Below are 15,697 nucleotides of genomic sequence, written 5' to 3' on the forward strand. Positions count from 1 at the left end.
AGGCGCGCATTCTACAGCAGCCTCACTTGCTGTCAAGTGGTTATTTTCAGAAGTTTTCGAAGATTTCTTCAACAACTTCAACCACTTGCGCTTGCGATCTCTCGTAAGCGGGAGGCGAATTCTACAGCGTTACACGCTGCTGTCAACACCTCTTTTTCAACTTCCTTCTGGCTTCGATGAACTGAAGCAACTTGCTGCCGAAAACCGCATAACTCATTGTTTACCAAGGAGTTTTCCGTTTCGACTGCGCCGGAAGTGGGGCGAATTATAGGCTTCCAGAATCTGCCGTCAAGGCTTAATTACGCTTTTGTGGCAGAAGGCGCTTTTTTAGCAATAAGGCGAGGGATTCGACGCATTACCGGCGGCACCCGCATCAACAGAAGTAGCGCACCTATAGAAGCATAGATGGCCCACTCCTTCAGATCCGCCCGCACTATCCATAGCATGTGCAGCAAACCGAGCCCAAGAATCACATAGACCAGACGATGCAGCTTCTTCCATCGACTCCCCAACCGACGCTGGCTATAGCGGTTCGACGTAACGGCCAACATAAGGAGAGCAACAAACCCCAGCGCACCCACAATGATGTAGGGCCGCTTGCTCAACTCTACGCCGAGCTGCGACCAATCCAGCCCCAGGACAAACACACAATAGGCCGCCAGGTGCAGCACAACATAAGCAAAGCACCACAGCCCCAACTGTCGCCGCACCGCTATCCACCCCGCCCACCCGCTCAACTTCTGCAGCGGCGTCATAGCAAGTGTGATCAGCAATAAAATGAGCGTCCCCAAACCCAGGCGATCAACGAGCACCTTACCTGGATCAGGCCCCAGCGCAGAACTCCACGCTTCATACAGCCAGAGCAATGGCCACACTGCTGCGGCTACAAACACGCCGGTGCGCCAGATGGGATAGCGCATCAGTAGTTCTTCCGCAGATCGAGGCCTGTATATAAAGAAGCGACCTCATCCGAATAGCCATTGAACATCTGCGTCTCGCGCACATTCGGACTAAACAGGCCGCTCGGCAGGCGGCGCTCCCGCGCCTGGGTCCAGCGCGGGTGATCGACCGTAGGATTCACATTCGCATAAAACCCATACTCATCGGCAGCAATACTCTGCCAGGTTGTTTTCGGCTGCTCACTGACCAGGCTGATACGTACGATGGACTTCACACTCTTGAAGCCATACTTCCACGGCACCACCAAGCGCAACGGTGCGCCGTTCTGGTTAGGCAACTCCCGTCCGTACATGCCCACGGCGAGGATCGCCAACGGATTCATCGCCTCATCCAGGCGCAGCCCTTCCACATAAGGCCAGTCGATCAAGCCGAAACTTGAGCGTTGCCCAGGCATGCTCTTGGGATCCTGGAGGGTTTCAAAACGGATGTACTTGGCTTTGGAGGTTGGCTCGACCTGCTTGAGCAACGCCGAGATGGGAAAGCCTATCCACGGAATCACCATGGACCATGCCTCGACGCAACGCAGGCGGTAGATGCGCTCTTCCAGCGCATAAGGTTTCATGAAGTCCTCCAGGGCATAGCGCCCAGGTTTTGCGACTTCACCATCAATCACCACACTCCAGGGCTGCGTCTTGAGCGAGCCCGCATTCGTTGCCGGGTCGCCCTTGCCTGTCCCGAACTCATAGAAGTTGTTGTAGTGAGTTGCGTCCTTGAATGGCGTGATGGCCTCATCTTTGACCGTCACCGCTTGCCACTTCGTATTCGGAAGTTTTTCCGTAAACCAGCTGGGCGCGCTGCCCGGCTCGACATCGGCATACCGCGAAGCATCGCTCGCACTGGCCCAACGCGGCAAGCTGCTGGCGGCAATACCGGCAAGCGCACCACCGAGCAGGCTGCGGCGAGAGAGATAGAAGGATTCAGGCGTGACATCCGATTCGTGACAATCGGACGCTTTGGGTAATTTGATTAACATGGTAACTCCGCAGCGTTGGAGAACTGATGCACCAATAGACTGCGGAGTATGGGGGAAATTACATTAAGACAATGTTTTGTCCCGACGCAGACGCAACAAGTACTGAATCGGACCCGAAGCCGCGTAGGCCAGAAACGCCAGCAGCAGGATACGCGGCGGATCACTGAACACGACCGCGAACACCAGTACCACCACAAGGATGGCCACGAAAGGCACGCGCCCCTTGAGGTCAAATTCCTTGAAGCTGTTGTACTTGATGTTGCTGACCATCAGCATGCCGGCCGCTGCCACCATCAGGGCAACCAAGAACGACATCTTCGATCCCTGAATCCCGTAGTCACTGAACGCCCAGACAATCCCCGCGACAACACCCGCCGCTGCCGGGCTGGCAAGGCCGATGAAGTAGCGCTTGTCGGCAGTCCCTACCTGGGTGTTGAAGCGCGCCAGGCGCAAAGCGGCACCCGCGACATAGATGAAGGCAACCATCCAGCCGACCTTGCCCATGTCACCCAATGCCCAGGCAAACGCCAGCAGTGCGGGGGCAACACCAAAGGCAACCATGTCCGACAACGAGTCGTACTCGGCGCCAAAAGCACTTTGAGTATTGGTCATACGCGCCACGCGACCATCCAAGCCGTCGAGCACCATGGCCACGAAAATTGCGATAGCAGCAAAGCCAAAGTATTTGCTGGCACTCGCCGCATCACCCGCCGCCAGCGCGCTCTGGGCACTCATGGAGTTGATGATGGAGTAGAAGCCGGCGAACAGATTCGCCGTGGTGAACAGGTTGGGCAGCAGATAGATGCCACGATGCCGGACCTTGCGGCCTTCGGCGTCATGCCCTTCTTCGACATGTTCATCGATCGGCAGCATGCTTTCGGCGTCGGAAGCCTGGTTTGGCTCTTCGGGACGTTCGCTCATGGACTTTACCTTGCAACGGTGTGAAAAAATTCGACAGATACTTGCAGCGAGTGTTCGCCTGCAAACGATGCAGCTTTATACCAGAACCAACCCCTCAAACGAAAAAACGCGGCCTAAGCCGCGTTTTCCCTTGATGCGTACGACTTAGTTCTTGGCTTTGTCGACGATCTTGTTGGCACCGATCCACGGCATCATGGAGCGCAGTTGCTCGCCGATGACTTCGATACCGTGAGCGGCGTTGTTACGACGCTTGGCGGTCATCGAAGGGTAGCCGGTAGCGCCTTCGCTGATGAACATTTTGGCGTATTCGCCGTCCTGAATACGTTTCAGGGCGTTGCGCATGGCCTGGCGGGACTCGGCGTTGATCACTTCAGGGCCGGTCACGTACTCGCCGTATTCGGCGTTGTTGGAGATCGAGTAGTTCATGTTGGCGATGCCGCCTTCGTACATGAGGTCAACGATCAGCTTGAGTTCGTGCAGGCATTCGAAGTAGGCCATTTCCGGCGCGTAGCCAGCTTCAACCAGGGTTTCGAAACCAGCTTTTACCAGCTCAACGGTACCGCCGCACAGAACGGCTTGCTCACCGAACAGGTCGGTTTCGGTCTCGTCCTTGAAGGTGGTTTCGATGATGCCGGTACGACCGCCACCCACGCCAGCAGCGTAGGACAGTGCAACGTTCTTGGCATTGCCCGACGCATCCTGGTAGATCGCGATCAGGTCAGGGATACCGCCGCCTTTGACGAACTCGGAACGCACAGTGTGGCCCGGTGCTTTCGGCGCGATCATGATCACGTCGAGGTCAGCGCGTGGCACAACCTGGTTGTAGTGAATTGCGAAGCCGTGGGAAAAGGCCAGGGTGGCGCCCTTCTTGATGTTCGGCTCGATTTCGTTCTTGTACAGCGAAGACTGGAACTCGTCCGGGGTCAGAATCATGACCAGGTCGGCAGCCGCGACAGCAGAAGCAACGTCAGTCACTTTCAGGCCATGGGCTTCAGCCTTGGCGACAGTGGCCGAGCCTTTACGCAGGCCAACAGTCACGTCCACGCCGGAATCTTTCAGGTTGCACGCTTGGGCGTGGCCCTGGGAACCGTAGCCGATGATGGCGACTTTCTTGCCCTGGATGATCGACAGGTCACAATCTTTATCGTAATAAACTTTCATGAGGTTCCTCTATATATCCAGGCCGTAAGGCCATTCGCTAATTGGGTTAGATGCTGAGTACTTTGTCGCCACGGGCAATCCCGGTGACACCACTGCGTACGGTTTCCAGAATCGAGGCCGTCCCGATCGACTGGATGAAGCTGTCCAGTTTGTCGCTGGTACCGGTCAGTTGAACGGTATAAACGCTGGCGCTCACATCGACGATCTGCCCGCGATAAATATCGGTAGTGCGTTTGATCTCGGCGCGTTGGGCACCCGTGGCCTTGACCTTGACCAGCATCAGTTCGCGCTCGATGTGAGCGCTTTCCGACAGGTCGACCAGCTTGACCACTTCGATCAGCTTGTTGAGGTTCTTGGTGATCTGCTCGATCACCTCATCGTGGCCTACGGTGGTCAACGTCAGGCGCGACAGGGTCGGGTCTTCGGTCGGGGCCACGGTCAGGCTTTCGATGTTGTAGTTGCGTTGCGAAAACAGGCCGACAACACGAGACAGAGCGCCGGGTTCGTTCTCCAGAAGCAGGGAGATAATATGCCGCATGATTAAGTACGCTCCGTCTTGTTCAGCCACATGTCGCGCATAGAGCCGTCTTTGATCTGCATCGGGTAGACGTGCTCGCTGGTATCCACCTGAATATCGATGAACACCAGGCGGTCCTTCATGGCGAACGCTTCTTCCATCTTCGGCTTCAGATCTTTCAAATCAGTGATGCGAATGCCGACGTGGCCATAGGCTTCAACCAACTTGATGAAGTCCGGCAACGATTCCATGTAGGAATGGGAGTGACGGCTACCGTAGCTCATGTCCTGCCATTGACGAACCATGCCGAGCACGCCGTTGTTCAAGCAAACGATCTTCACTGGAAGACCGTATTGCAGGCACGTCGACAGTTCCTGGATGTTCATCTGGATGCTGCCTTCGCCAGTGACGCAAGCAACGTCGGCATCCGGGAAACTCAGTTTCACACCCATGGCCGCAGGGAAACCAAAGCCCATCGTGCCCAGGCCACCGGAGTTGATCCAGCGGTTAGGTTTGTCGAACTTGTAGTACTGCGCCGCGAACATCTGGTGCTGGCCCACGTCGGAGGTCACAAAGGCGTCGCCCTTGGTCACTTCGCACAGGGTTTCGATCACGGTTTGTGGCTTGATGATGCTGCCGTCGCCCTTGTCATAAGGGAACAGGCCGCGATCACCGCGCCATTCGTCGATCTGCTTCCACCAGCTGGCAACGGACTCCTTGTTCGGCGTTTCGCCGATGTCCTTGAGTGCAGCGACCATTTCGGTCAGTACACTTTCTACAGGCCCCACGATTGGCACATCGGCCTTGATGGTTTTGGAGATGGACGCCGGGTCGATGTCGATGTGGATGATCTTGGCATTCGGGCAGAATTTGCTCGCGCCGTTGATCACTCGGTCATCGAACCGCGCGCCCACGGCCAGGATCACATCGGCGTGGTGCATGGTGAGGTTGGCGGTGTAGCTGCCGTGCATGCCGAGCATGCCGACAAACTGACGGTCCGAACCCGGGAATGCGCCGAGGCCCATCAGGGTGTTGGTCACCGGCAGGTTGAGCAGCTTGGCCAGCTCGGTGAGTGGCGCGGAACCGCCGCCCAGAATCACGCCACCGCCGGAGTACAACACGGGGCGCTTGGCCGCCAGGAGCATTTCTGCCGCCTTGCGGATCTGCCCCGAGTGCCCACGGACGGCCGGACTGTAGGAACGCAGCTTGGCTTTCTTGGGAAAAACGTATTCGAATTTTTCGGCCGGGTTGGTCATGTCTTTCGGGATATCGACCACCACAGGGCCCGGGCGACCGGACTGTGCGAGGTAGAACGCCTTTTTCATGACTTCCGGGATTTCCGACGCGTGCTTGATCATGAAGCTGTGTTTCACGATCGGCCGGGAGATACCGATCATGTCGGTTTCCTGGAAAGCGTCGGTGCCGACCATGGTGCTAGGCACCTGGCCAGAGATGATCACCATCGGGATGGAGTCCATATACGCAGTCGCGATGCCGGTAATGGCATTGGTTGCGCCTGGGCCGGACGTTACCAGTACCACGCCGGCTTTACCGGTGGCACGGGCGTAACCGTCAGCCATATGGGTCGCGGCCTGTTCGTGGCGAACCAGGATGTGGGTAACAGCCGGTTCCTTGAACAGTGCGTCGTAGACATGCAGCAGAGCACCACCTGGGTACCCGTAGATATAGTCGACGCCTTCGTCACGCAAAAAGCGGACGAGCATCTCACCGCCAGATAAAAGCTCCACGTTGTTCACCTCTAAAACGCCAGAATACCGTCCGTTAAAAAACCGACGGGTCTTAATAGGTTTACTTCTCAACAGAGCATGAGCGACGGTGGTCGCCGACTACGTCAGCACTGACTGAGCAAGTATTGGGATCGTCCCAAGTGTTGCGGGCTTTTCCCACCCAGCGCGAGGTAACGCGTTGCGGGTGTTACAGGTCGGCGCGGATGTGCGCCTCATGATCTGCTGAGCGGGCCTGCTTCTGGCAGTCCCGATACAGCGGACTTTGGATTCTTCTGTTTCACGCCCTTCAAGTCAAGCAATAATTGCGCTTTTTTCCAACTAAGCGCATGAGAACGCAGAAGAAAGGGCTTTGAGGAGGGATAAAACTCGCCTGAATGTCGTCAAGCGGTAGAAATGTGCGCAAGACTGCCGGAAAAACCGGCAGTCAGGCAATTAACGAGCGTCGGCGATCAATTGATCGAACTTTTTCAGCGCGTTACGCAAGCCGAGGCTCTCCCGCGGCCGGTCGGCGTAGACCATCTCGGCCATTTCCAGGATCCCCGACGCATTCGGCAAGGGCAGGTCCTGTTCCAGGATCTGCTTCATACGCGCGAGGAAGATCCACTGCAGCCACTGGTGGAAGTCCAGAGTATCGACAGAAAAGGGTTCGACACTGCTGAGGGCTTCAACACTGGGGGATACTTCATCCCACCAGCCCTGCACGCGCAGTTCGCGCTCGATCAGCAATAACTGCTCGGCAATCGCGGGAAAACGCGCATCCATCAGAGGCTGACCTTGGCTTTTTGCCGCGCCTGGGCGGCACCTGCGGCATCGCCCTGGGCGGCACGTGCATCACCGATCAAGGCCCACAGGCTGGCTTGCAGGTCTGGGCGCCCATTGGCCAGGCTCAGGCCACGGCGAGCGAATTGCTCCGCCTGGGGCGCATCGCCCTGGGCCATGCGCACCTGGGCCAGGCGATAGAGCACTTGTGGCTCACGCGGCGCCACGCGCTGGGCACGTTCAAGGCTCGACGAGGCGCCATTCAAATCGCCACCCGCCTGCTGCTGCTGAGCGGTGGTGAGCAACGCCAGCACCGGGCCATCGAGTTGTTCGTCCGCCGATAACCCGCCCGCATTGGACGATGGCGGAATACCGCTCGGCGTCGAAGGCATGTTGTAGGTGCCCTGGTTGACCGGCGCAGTTTGAATCGGCGTGGAGTTCACCGGCCCGGAAGTGCTCGGGCCTGGCGTCCATGGCTCGGCACTGATAGGCGCCGAGGTTGCAGCCCCACTGCCGGGCACCATCACTACGACGCCGGAATCCTGGGGAATTGCCTGGGTTGCAGCCTGGGCAGGCCGTTTGACCACGGTCTGACGGAAGCCGCCATTGGCCGAAATGCGGTCGTTGTTGGAGACGGACGTGCTCGCGTCCACCACGGGTATAGAGCCGCGCTGCACGCTGGAGCAACCGCCGAGCAAAGCCAGAGCCGCAATCGCTGGAATCCACAACTTGTTCACTTGAAACCCTCTTTGCTTAATTCATCCAGCCCTTGACCCAATCCATCACCGAATCCGCGTCAGCAGGGGCACTGCCACCGCACGCAGGGCCGGGTGGTGGTTCGCTGCCGCGAATATACGGCATCTGCACCGCGCCCGGACAGTTGGCATCGGAGCCTTGGCCGGTGTGCGGATCAATCCAGGCCTGCACAATATTGTCCGGCTGCGGCATGTTGAGCGGTAACGGATCAGCCTTGCGCATGAAACTGGTCCATACCTGCAGCGCGCCGGTGGCACCGGTGAACGGCGTCTTGCCATTGTCGTCGCGCCCCAGCCATACCACGGCCAGTACATCCTGGCCGAAACCTGCGAACCAGCTGTCGCGGGAGTCGTTACTGGTACCGGTCTTGCCCGCCAGGGTCAGGTTCGACGGCAGCACGCTGTAGACCGAACGCCCCGTACCCTCGCGCATCACGCGCTGCATGGCGTTCTGGATCAGGTAGATGGAGCCCGCGTCGAAGCGCTGCTGAATCTGGAACGGGTAACGCTTGAGCGGTTCGCCATCGGCGGTCAGCACACTGCGAATACCGCGCATCGGCGTATTGAAGCCACCATTGGCCAGGGTCTGGTACATGGTGGTCACTTCCATCGGCGTCATGGCCGCAGCGCCCAGGAGCATGGACGGGAACGCCGGGAATTCACGCTCGACTCCCAGTCGCGCCAGAGTCTTCAGCACGTTCGGCACACCCACTTCAAGCCCCAGACGCGAGGTCGAGATGTTGTAGGAATGCGCCAATCCTTGATACAGGAACACCGTGCCATGGGAACGGCGGTCGAAGTTCTTGGGCGTCCATACCTGGCCATCCGCGCCTTTGATCGACAGCGGGTCATCGGACAGCCAACTGGTCAGCGTGTACTTGCTGGGTTTTTCCAGTGCAGTGAGATAAACCGCAGGCTTGACCAGCGAGCCAATCGGCCGCACGGCATCCAGTGCGCGGTTGAAGCCGGCGAAACTGGCCTGGCGGCTGCCGATCATGGCCTGGACCTCCCCGGTTTCCGGGTTGGTCACGACCATGGCGGCCTCGACTTCATCCGAGCCCTTACGGCCAGTCAGGCGCTTGAAGGTGTCGTTGACCGACGCTTCGGCCTTCATCTGCAGGATGGGGTCGAAGCTGGTGAAGATCCGCAGCCCTTCTTCGGTCAAGTCTTCGTCGCGGTAGTCTTCGCGCAGTTGGCGCTTGACCAGGTCGATAAAGCCCGGGAATGAGCTATCCGCCAGCTTGCCGCGGGTTGTCACACCCAGTGGCATTTTCTTGGCAGCGGCAACTTGCTCAGCGGTGGCGACACCCTGCTGCTCCAATACATCGAGCACCAGGTTGCGCCGTTCAAGCGCACGCTCCGGGTTGCGGCGCGGGTTGTAATAGGACGGCCCCTTGACCATCCCCACCAGCAACGCGACCTGATGCAATTTCAACTCAGACAACGGCTGCCCGAAGAAGAACTGGCTGGCCAGGCCAAAACCGTGCACGGCGCGCTGGCCATCCTGACCGACGAATACCTCGTTGAGGTAAGCCTCGAGGATTTCCTGCTTGCTGTAATGCAGCTCCAGCAACATCGCCATCATGGCTTCGGTGAGTTTACGGGTCAGGCTGCGTTCGTTGGTCAGGTAGAAGTTCTTGACCAGTTGCTGCGTCAGCGTACTGCCGCCCTGGGTCATCTTGCCGCCGGAGGTGTTGACCCAGATAGCACGGGCGATCGACTTCGGCGACACACCCCAGTGGCTATAGAAATCGCGGTCTTCGACAGCGACCAGGGTTTCCAGCAGATACGGCGGCACCTGATCGAGCTTGATCAGGATGCGATCTTCAAGATTCTTCGGATAAATACCGCCGATCAGCAACGGTTCAAGACGCACCACCGGCAGCTTGGAGCCATTGAGCGACGACAGCTCAGCCACATAGTCGCCAGAGAAACGCACGCGCACCGGCTGGGCTTTTTCCAGGCCTTCGTAGAACTGGAAGCCACGGGTGTTCAGGTCGACGGTATTACCGCTGACCGCCGCAGCGCCAGGGCCATTGCTCACGGGTTCGCGGCGGTAGCCCAGCGCATCGAGCTCGGTAAGGAAGTCTTCCTTGCTCAGCTTCTGGCCAGAGAACAGCTCCAGCGGGCGTGCATACACCTTGGCCGGAATCGTCCAGCGCTTGCCGGAGAATTTTTCCTGCACCACGGCATCGAGGTACACCGCAAGGCCGGCGACCGCCACAAGGCCCACCAGGCCAAGCTTGATCACCCAGCCCAGCCAAGGGCGCGGGCCGCGGGAAGGAGGTTTTTTACGGGAACGGGGAGATCGGGTTCGAGTCATGGCGGCGGATTATACGCACTTTATTGATGATCAACATGAGCCGGACAGCGGTTTGCACGACTGGCATCAGCAGCCATAATGCCCCCCATGATTTTCCCCAGACTTTGAAGGATCGCCCGTGAGCCAGACCCTGATCGCTGCCCTGCAAAACCCGGCCTTGTACCCTCATCCGGTTGAAGCGTTTCAAGTCATCGAGACCCATATTTCCTGGGTGATACTGACGGGGCCCTACGCTTATAAGCTGAAGAAACCGATGAACTTCGGCTTCCTGGACTTCACCCACCTGGATGATCGTGGACATTTCTGCCGCGAGGAACTGCGCCTCAACCAGCGCCTGACCGAAGATTTGTATCTTGAAGTGTTGCCGATTACCGGCACTGCCGAGGCGCCGCAACTGGGTGGCGACGGCCCGGCCATCGAGTACGCGCTGAAAATGCGCCAGTTCCCGCAAAGCCAGATGCTCAGCACCCTGCAAGCCAACGGCGAACTGACCAGCGCGCACATCGATGAGATGGCCAAGCAGATCGCCCAGTTCCACCTCAACGCCCCCAAAGTCCCGCAAGATCACCCCGCCGGCACGCCGGAAGAGGTGATGGCTCCGGTACGCCAGAACTTTGACCAGATCCGCCCGTTCCTCAGCGACAAGGCCGACCTGACTCAGTTGGAGGCTCTGCAAGCCTGGGCTGAAAGCAGCTTCGAACGCCTCAAGCCTTTGCTTGCGCAGCGCAAGCTCGATGGCTATACCCGCGAATGCCACGGCGACATTCACCTGGGCAACGCCACGCTGATCGATGGCCGCGTGGTGATCTTCGACTGCATCGAGTTCAACGAGCCTTTCCGCTTTACCGACGTGTACGCCGACACCGCTTTTTTGGCGATGGACCTGGAAGATCGCGGCCTGAAATGCCTGGCACGGCGCTTCATAAGCCAGTACCTGGAATTGACCGGAGACTACCAGGGCCTGGAACTCCTGAACTTCTATAAAGCCTACCGTGCATTGGTGCGCGCCAAGGTTGCGCTGTTCAGCATGCCGAGCGAAGCCAACCCGGTGCAACGCGCTAACACCCTGCGCCAGTACCGCAACTACGCCAACCTGGCGGAAAGCTACAGCACCATCCCCTCGCGCTTCCTGGCAATCACCCATGGCGTTTCAGCGGTGGGCAAGAGCCATGTGGCCATGCGCCTGGTCGAAGCCCTGGGCGCGGTGCGCCTGCGTTCGGATGTAGAGCGCAAGCGCCTGTTTGGCGAACAACAGATAGAGAACACCCTGCAGGCCGGTATCTACAATCAGGACGCCAGCGCTGCCACCTACACACGTCTGAACGAGATTGCCGACACCGTGCTGCGCGCCGGCTACCCGGTGGTGCTGGATGCCACTTTCCTGAAACGCGCACAGCGTGACGCCGCCGCCCAGGTTGCCGAAGCCACTGGCGCGCCGTTCCTGATCCTCGACTGCAACGCCCCGCAAGCCGTTATCACCAGTTGGCTGGCACAACGTCAGGCGGATAAAAACGATCCGTCTGACGCCACACTGGTCGTTATCGAAGAACAACAAGCCAGTCGTGATCCGCTGACTGCCGAGGAGCTGCTGCTCAGCAAGCGTGTGGAGACCAATGAAAGCGGGACGCTCGACGCGTTGGTCGGGCATATCCGTCAGCACCTGCCGGGCCTGTAAGAAATATTTCTTGGTCGCGTCGTCGTCTTCGGCGCGCGACCCAGCGATAGCGGCACTATACTGGCTCCATAACGCCAACCAGAGTCGCGATCATGAGTCAGCCAAAGCTTCTTGATACCCCGCTCTACGCCCTTCTGCACAAGGACGACATTCGCGGCTTCAACCAGGAGCGCCCTGAAAATGGCTCCATCGATATGCGCGGTGGCGACTTTCGAGGGCTGGACCTGCGCGACCTGAACGCCACCGGTATTGACTTCACCGACGCCTATTTTCGCTCTGCCGACCTGCGCGGCCTGGACTTGCGTGGCTGCTCACTGGAAGGCGCCAGCCTGGCCCATGCGCAGATTTCGGGGGCTTATTTCCCGCCCGAACTCACGGCTGACGAAATACTCATGTCGGTCAATTTCGGTACTCGCCTGCGCTACCGCACCAAGTAACCCCACATACTGAGTTCCGGCCAGCCTCCCTGCCTGCCGGGCACTTTGCGCCTGCCTGCAAGCAAGCGTCGTCGCGCCATCCTTATAAGCTTTTCAGCCCTTTCTGACCAAAGAACCACGCTTTTCCTACTGAGCGCTACACTCATTTTCAGGCTGCCTGGTCACGACACCCACCGCACCATTCGGCCAACGCAAGGAGGCTTGATGAACGATGAGCTGCAACACCTGAAAAACCTTGGCAAGACGTCAGCACAGTGGCTGCATGCGGTGGGCATCCACAGCGCGTCCGACTTGCGTCGGCTAGGGGCGGTCGATGCCTACCGAGCCGTGCGCACGCGCGGGTTTCGAGCTTCGAAGGTTCTGCTGTATGCCATTGAAGGGGCATTGATGGATGTGCACTGGAACGACATACCCACGGAGCGCAAGGAGGCATTGAACCGTCAGTTGGAAGCGATCTCAGTGCATCAGAAGAACTAGAGTGGCGCTCAAACCCAGTGTTGATGGGCATTACAAACGCGCGTTTGAGAAAACTGGATGACGCAGAAAAACAAATGTTGACTCTCAAATGAGAATCGTTATGATTATCACAACTGGTCGCGAGATCAGCCGATAACTGAAAGACCATTGGTTCGGACTCTCAGATTATCTCCTCATCAGGCTAATCACGGTTATTTGACCCGGCTCTTGCCGGGTCTTTTTTTGCCCGCGAATTAACCGGCCTTAACGCGCAATGATCAACGGATGCCCACGCTCCGGATGCGGCTGTACCAATACATCCAGACCGAATACAGCCTTCAGTGGCTCTGGTTGCAGGACTTTAGAGGGCGTATCCAACGCGTGGGGGTGGCCGTTTTCCAGCAACAGGATCCGGTCGCAGTAGCGCGCCGCCAGGTTCAAGTCATGCAGGATGACCAGCACCGCAGCGCCTCTGTCGGCAAAATGTCGGATAGCTTGCAAGGTAGTGTGTTGGTGCAGAGGGTCGAGCATTGATGTGGGCTCATCCAGCAGCAACGTCTGCCCTGCCTCACCCGGCCATAACTGCGCCAATACCCGTGCCAGGTGCACACGCTGCCGCTCGCCACCCGACAAAGCCAGGTAACTGCGGCCACTCAGGTGGCCTACATCAGCAGCCTGCAGCGCGGCGTTGATGATTTCGTCGTCGCGCACTCGCCCGGTCTGATGAGGCAAGCGGCCCATGCCCACCACCTCTTCGACACGAAAGGCAAAGTCCAGGGTGGAGGATTGCGGCAGCACCGCCAGGCGCTGGGCACGCTGCACACCGGTCATGTGCTTGAGCACCTGCTGATCCAGCCAGACCTTGCCCTGATCCGGCTGCAACTCCCCGCACAGCGCCCCAAGCAAGGTACTTTTGCCGGCGCCATTGGGGCCCAGCACGCCCAGCACTTCGCCCGGCAATAGGTCCAAGGTGACATCGGCCAGCACAGTCTTACCACCGCGCCGGATCTGCAACGCTTCTACCCGCAACATCAGGCGCGCCCTCGTAACAATAAATAGAGGAAAAACGGCGCACCGATAAACGCAGTGACAATACCGATCGGCAGTTCCGCCGGCGCCAACGCCAGGCGCGCCACCAGGTCCGCAAACAACAGCAGGCTCGCGCCCGCCAACACCGAGGCCGGTAACAATACCCGATGATCCGGCCCCGCCAGCAGCCGCACCAGATGTGGTACCACCAAACCGACAAAACCAATCATGCCCGCCGCTGCCACTGCGGCGCCAACGCCCAGGGCTGTACAGAACACCAACTCGCGCTTGAGCCCCTCAACATCAATACCCAGATGGTTGGCCTCGGACTCTCCCAACAGCAGCGCGTTCAGCGCCTTGGCCCGGCGCGGCAGCCATAGCGCCACGCCCGCACTCACCAGCAGCAAGGGCCACAACCGCGAATAACTTGCGCCATTGAGGCTGCCCAGGTTCCAGAACGTCAGGGTGCGCAAGGTGGCATCGTCTGCCAGATAGGTAAACAGGCCCACGGTTGAACTGGCCAGGGCCGTCAGCGCGATACCGGCAAGCAACATCGTCGCGACATTGGTCTGGCCATTGCGACGCCCCAGGCGATAGACCAGTGCCGTGACGCCCAGGCCACCGAGAAATGCGCACAGCGACAACAGATACGGCCCGAAGGCATCCGGCAGCCCGCCAAAGAACGAACCACCGACAATCGCCACCGCCGCACCCAGCGCTGCGCCGCTGGACACGCCGACCAAGCCAGGGTCGGCCAGCGGGTTGCGGAACAACCCCTGCATCGCCACGCCCGACAACGCCAGCACACCGCCGACCGCCAGCCCCAACAGGGTTCGCGGCAGGCGAATCTGCCCCAGGATCAACTCGGCCTGCTCCAACCCCTGGGCCTCAATCGGTACGCCCATCAGCCTTAACGCAGCCCTGAGCGTGTCCACTAACGGCAGGCTGACGGGCCCCAGTGCCAATGAGAGCCAGATCGCCAATACACACAGCAGCGACAGCCCGATAAACAGCGTTTTTGGCTTAACCAGAGTGGTCATGGAGCAGGCTTAGGCTGGGACGGATAAAAACCGGCAGACAGTTTCTCCAGGCTTTGCGGCAGTCGGGGCCCAAGGCCGCCTACCAGCAAGGTCGGATCCAGTTCGAAGACACGGCCACTCTTGGCTGCCGGCGTAGAGGCAAGGATCGGATTTTCCTTGAACAAGGCTGCGCGCGCCGCGTCACCGGTCAAGGCGCGATCGGCAAATACCAGCACCTCAGGGCTCAACCCCGCCAGCGATTCGACGGAAAACGGCTTGTAGCCCACATGCGTGGCGAGATTACGCCCCCCAGCCTGCTGCAACATCCAGTCAGCAGCCGTGTCCTTACCCGCGATCAGCGGCTTGCCACCGGCATGGCCGAGCAGCAACAGCACGCCTGGAGCTTTTTGTGTGGCCTGGGCCTTGGCCACCCAATTTTTTTGCTGTGCCAGCGCCTGCTCATACCCGGCAAACAAGGCATTAGCCTGGGCCTCACTGCCGAGCAGTTTCCCCAAGTGTGCAAGGTTGCCTTTGAGCGTGGGCAAATCCGGCTGGGCCGAGAACATATCCACCTGCACCCCGGCACTGCGAATCTGCGCCAGCACCGGCGGTGGCCCCATTTCCTCCGTGCCCACAAGGATTTGCGGGCGCAGGCTGAGAATGCCTTCGGCCGACAACTGCCGCTGGTAACCAATGCTTGGCAAGGCCTTGAGCGAGGCGGGATGCTGACTGGTGGTATCCACTCCCACCAACTTCGATTCACCGCCCAGGGCCGTCACCCACTCCGACAGCGCCCCACCGGCACTCACCCAGCGTTGCGGCAGTTCAGAGGCGTGCGCCCCAGGGTTGACCAGCAGTGAGGCAACAAGCGCAATAGCGCTGGTACTCAGGCGCATAACAGGGTTTCCTTCCTAGGGCAGGGCCACTCAAGCACTCATTGATGTGACAGATAACCCCTGCCAGG

At 59.2% G+C, this 15,697-nt stretch carries 16 protein-coding genes; 4 read left to right on the forward strand and 12 right to left on the reverse strand.

Annotated elements, in window-relative coordinates; genetic code table 11:
* Positions 1 to 271 (forward strand): hypothetical protein (locus JJD66_RS27955; protein ID WP_234452144.1); only part of this gene is annotated, 271 nt, incomplete at its 5' end.
* A 28-nt stretch (positions 272 to 299) separates the two neighbouring features.
* Here JJD66_RS27955 and msrQ read toward each other — a convergent pair.
* From msrQ to mrcB, 9 genes are all read right to left on the reverse strand, one after another.
* On the reverse strand, positions 300 to 920 hold the full coding sequence (msrQ, locus tag JJD66_RS01835) for a protein-methionine-sulfoxide reductase heme-binding subunit MsrQ (protein WP_200647492.1): 621 nt from the start codon (positions 918 to 920) through the stop codon (positions 300 to 302).
* Positions 920 to 1,933 (reverse strand): protein-methionine-sulfoxide reductase catalytic subunit MsrP, encoded by a 1,014-nt coding sequence (msrP, locus tag JJD66_RS01840; protein ID WP_200647493.1) that lies wholly within the window; start codon positions 1,931 to 1,933, stop codon positions 920 to 922. Before msrP ends, msrQ begins: the two co-directional genes overlap by 1 nt.
* Positions 1,934 to 1,996: 63 nt before the next feature.
* A complete protein-coding gene (pssA, locus tag JJD66_RS01845) occupies positions 1,997 to 2,854 on the reverse strand; it encodes a CDP-diacylglycerol--serine O-phosphatidyltransferase (protein WP_014719927.1) in 858 nt (285 codons plus the stop codon).
* A gap of 144 nt (positions 2,855 to 2,998) precedes the next feature.
* The gene (gene ilvC / locus JJD66_RS01850; protein ID WP_003194132.1) at positions 2,999 to 4,015 is read right to left on the reverse strand and encodes a ketol-acid reductoisomerase; all 1,017 of its coding nucleotides are present in this window, start codon (positions 4,013 to 4,015) and stop codon (positions 2,999 to 3,001) included.
* A 46-nt stretch (positions 4,016 to 4,061) separates the two neighbouring features.
* Entirely contained in the window at positions 4,062 to 4,553 is a 492-nt protein-coding gene (gene ilvN, locus JJD66_RS01855; protein ID WP_003176102.1) for an acetolactate synthase small subunit, read from the reverse strand.
* Between the two features lie 2 nt (positions 4,554 to 4,555).
* The gene (locus JJD66_RS01860; RefSeq protein WP_014719928.1) at positions 4,556 to 6,280 is read right to left on the reverse strand and encodes an acetolactate synthase 3 large subunit; all 1,725 of its coding nucleotides are present in this window, start codon (positions 6,278 to 6,280) and stop codon (positions 4,556 to 4,558) included.
* Between the two features lie 432 nt (positions 6,281 to 6,712).
* Complete coding sequence (locus JJD66_RS01865; protein WP_057975454.1) at positions 6,713 to 7,042, reverse strand: YqcC family protein; 330 nt, start codon at positions 7,040 to 7,042, stop codon at positions 6,713 to 6,715.
* Complete coding sequence (locus tag JJD66_RS01870) at positions 7,042 to 7,776, reverse strand: tetratricopeptide repeat protein (protein ID WP_105228480.1); 735 nt, start codon at positions 7,774 to 7,776, stop codon at positions 7,042 to 7,044. The genes JJD66_RS01865 and JJD66_RS01870 overlap by 1 nt, the downstream gene beginning before the upstream one ends.
* A gap of 16 nt (positions 7,777 to 7,792) precedes the next feature.
* Entirely contained in the window at positions 7,793 to 10,117 is a 2,325-nt protein-coding gene (mrcB, locus tag JJD66_RS01875; RefSeq protein WP_105228482.1) for a penicillin-binding protein 1B, read from the reverse strand.
* A 118-nt stretch (positions 10,118 to 10,235) separates the two neighbouring features.
* Here mrcB and JJD66_RS01880 point away from each other — a divergent pair, with 118 nt between their 5' ends.
* The 3 genes from JJD66_RS01880 (at position 10,236) to JJD66_RS01890 (ending at position 12,706) form a co-directional block, all read left to right on the forward strand.
* A complete protein-coding gene (locus tag JJD66_RS01880) occupies positions 10,236 to 11,792 on the forward strand; it encodes a bifunctional aminoglycoside phosphotransferase/ATP-binding protein (RefSeq protein ID WP_200647494.1) in 1,557 nt (518 codons plus the stop codon).
* Between the two features lie 92 nt (positions 11,793 to 11,884).
* Entirely contained in the window at positions 11,885 to 12,229 is a 345-nt protein-coding gene (locus tag JJD66_RS01885) for a pentapeptide repeat-containing protein (RefSeq protein WP_198715320.1), read from the forward strand.
* Between the two features lie 204 nt (positions 12,230 to 12,433).
* Positions 12,434 to 12,706, forward strand: coding sequence for a TfoX/Sxy family protein (locus JJD66_RS01890; protein ID WP_003194139.1), 273 nt, complete (start codon positions 12,434 to 12,436; stop codon positions 12,704 to 12,706).
* 243 nt (positions 12,707 to 12,949) lie between these two features.
* Here JJD66_RS01890 and JJD66_RS01895 read toward each other — a convergent pair whose 3' ends face one another.
* Genes JJD66_RS01895 through JJD66_RS01905 form a run of 3 tightly spaced genes read right to left on the reverse strand, consistent with a single transcriptional unit; the run spans position 12,950 to position 15,629 of the window.
* Positions 12,950 to 13,717: a heme ABC transporter ATP-binding protein gene (locus tag JJD66_RS01895; RefSeq protein WP_200647495.1), complete on the reverse strand. Its 768-nt coding sequence runs from the start codon at positions 13,715 to 13,717 to the stop codon at positions 12,950 to 12,952.
* Complete coding sequence (locus JJD66_RS01900; RefSeq protein WP_105228490.1) at positions 13,717 to 14,754, reverse strand: FecCD family ABC transporter permease; 1,038 nt, start codon at positions 14,752 to 14,754, stop codon at positions 13,717 to 13,719. The genes JJD66_RS01895 and JJD66_RS01900 overlap by 1 nt, the downstream gene beginning before the upstream one ends.
* Positions 14,751 to 15,629, reverse strand: coding sequence for a heme/hemin ABC transporter substrate-binding protein (locus JJD66_RS01905; protein ID WP_105228492.1), 879 nt, complete (start codon positions 15,627 to 15,629; stop codon positions 14,751 to 14,753). The genes JJD66_RS01900 and JJD66_RS01905 overlap by 4 nt, the downstream gene beginning before the upstream one ends.
* Positions 15,630 to 15,697: the final 68 nt, after the last annotated feature.

The organism is Pseudomonas sp. MF6751 (assembly GCF_016613265.1).
GTDB lineage: Bacteria > Pseudomonadota > Gammaproteobacteria > Pseudomonadales > Pseudomonadaceae > Aquipseudomonas > Aquipseudomonas fluorescens_BV.

Bases quoted from the DNA above. Each gene is read 5' to 3' on its own strand.
- msrQ (WP_200647492.1), bottom strand. From the start codon at position 920: ATGCGCTATCCCATCTGGCGCACCGGCGTGTTTGTAGCCGCAGCAGTG.
- msrP (WP_200647493.1), bottom strand. From the start codon at position 1,933: ATGTTAATCAAATTACCCAAAGCGTCCGATTGTCACGAATCGGATGTC.
- pssA (WP_014719927.1), bottom strand. From the start codon at position 2,854: ATGAGCGAACGTCCCGAAGAGCCAAACCAGGCTTCCGACGCCGAAAGC.
- ilvC (WP_003194132.1), bottom strand. From the start codon at position 4,015: ATGAAAGTTTATTACGATAAAGATTGTGACCTGTCGATCATCCAGGGC.
- ilvN (WP_003176102.1), bottom strand. From the start codon at position 4,553: ATGCGGCATATTATCTCCCTGCTTCTGGAGAACGAACCCGGCGCTCTG.
- JJD66_RS01865 (WP_057975454.1), bottom strand. From the start codon at position 7,042: ATGGATGCGCGTTTTCCCGCGATTGCCGAGCAGTTATTGCTGATCGAG.
- mrcB (WP_105228482.1), bottom strand. From the start codon at position 10,117: ATGACTCGAACCCGATCTCCCCGTTCCCGTAAAAAACCTCCTTCCCGC.
- JJD66_RS01885 (WP_198715320.1), top strand. From the start codon at position 11,885: ATGAGTCAGCCAAAGCTTCTTGATACCCCGCTCTACGCCCTTCTGCAC.
- JJD66_RS01890 (WP_003194139.1), top strand. From the start codon at position 12,434: ATGAACGATGAGCTGCAACACCTGAAAAACCTTGGCAAGACGTCAGCA.
- JJD66_RS01895 (WP_200647495.1), bottom strand. From the start codon at position 13,717: ATGTTGCGGGTAGAAGCGTTGCAGATCCGGCGCGGTGGTAAGACTGTG.
- JJD66_RS01900 (WP_105228490.1), bottom strand. From the start codon at position 14,754: ATGACCACTCTGGTTAAGCCAAAAACGCTGTTTATCGGGCTGTCGCTG.
- JJD66_RS01905 (WP_105228492.1), bottom strand. From the start codon at position 15,629: ATGCGCCTGAGTACCAGCGCTATTGCGCTTGTTGCCTCACTGCTGGTC.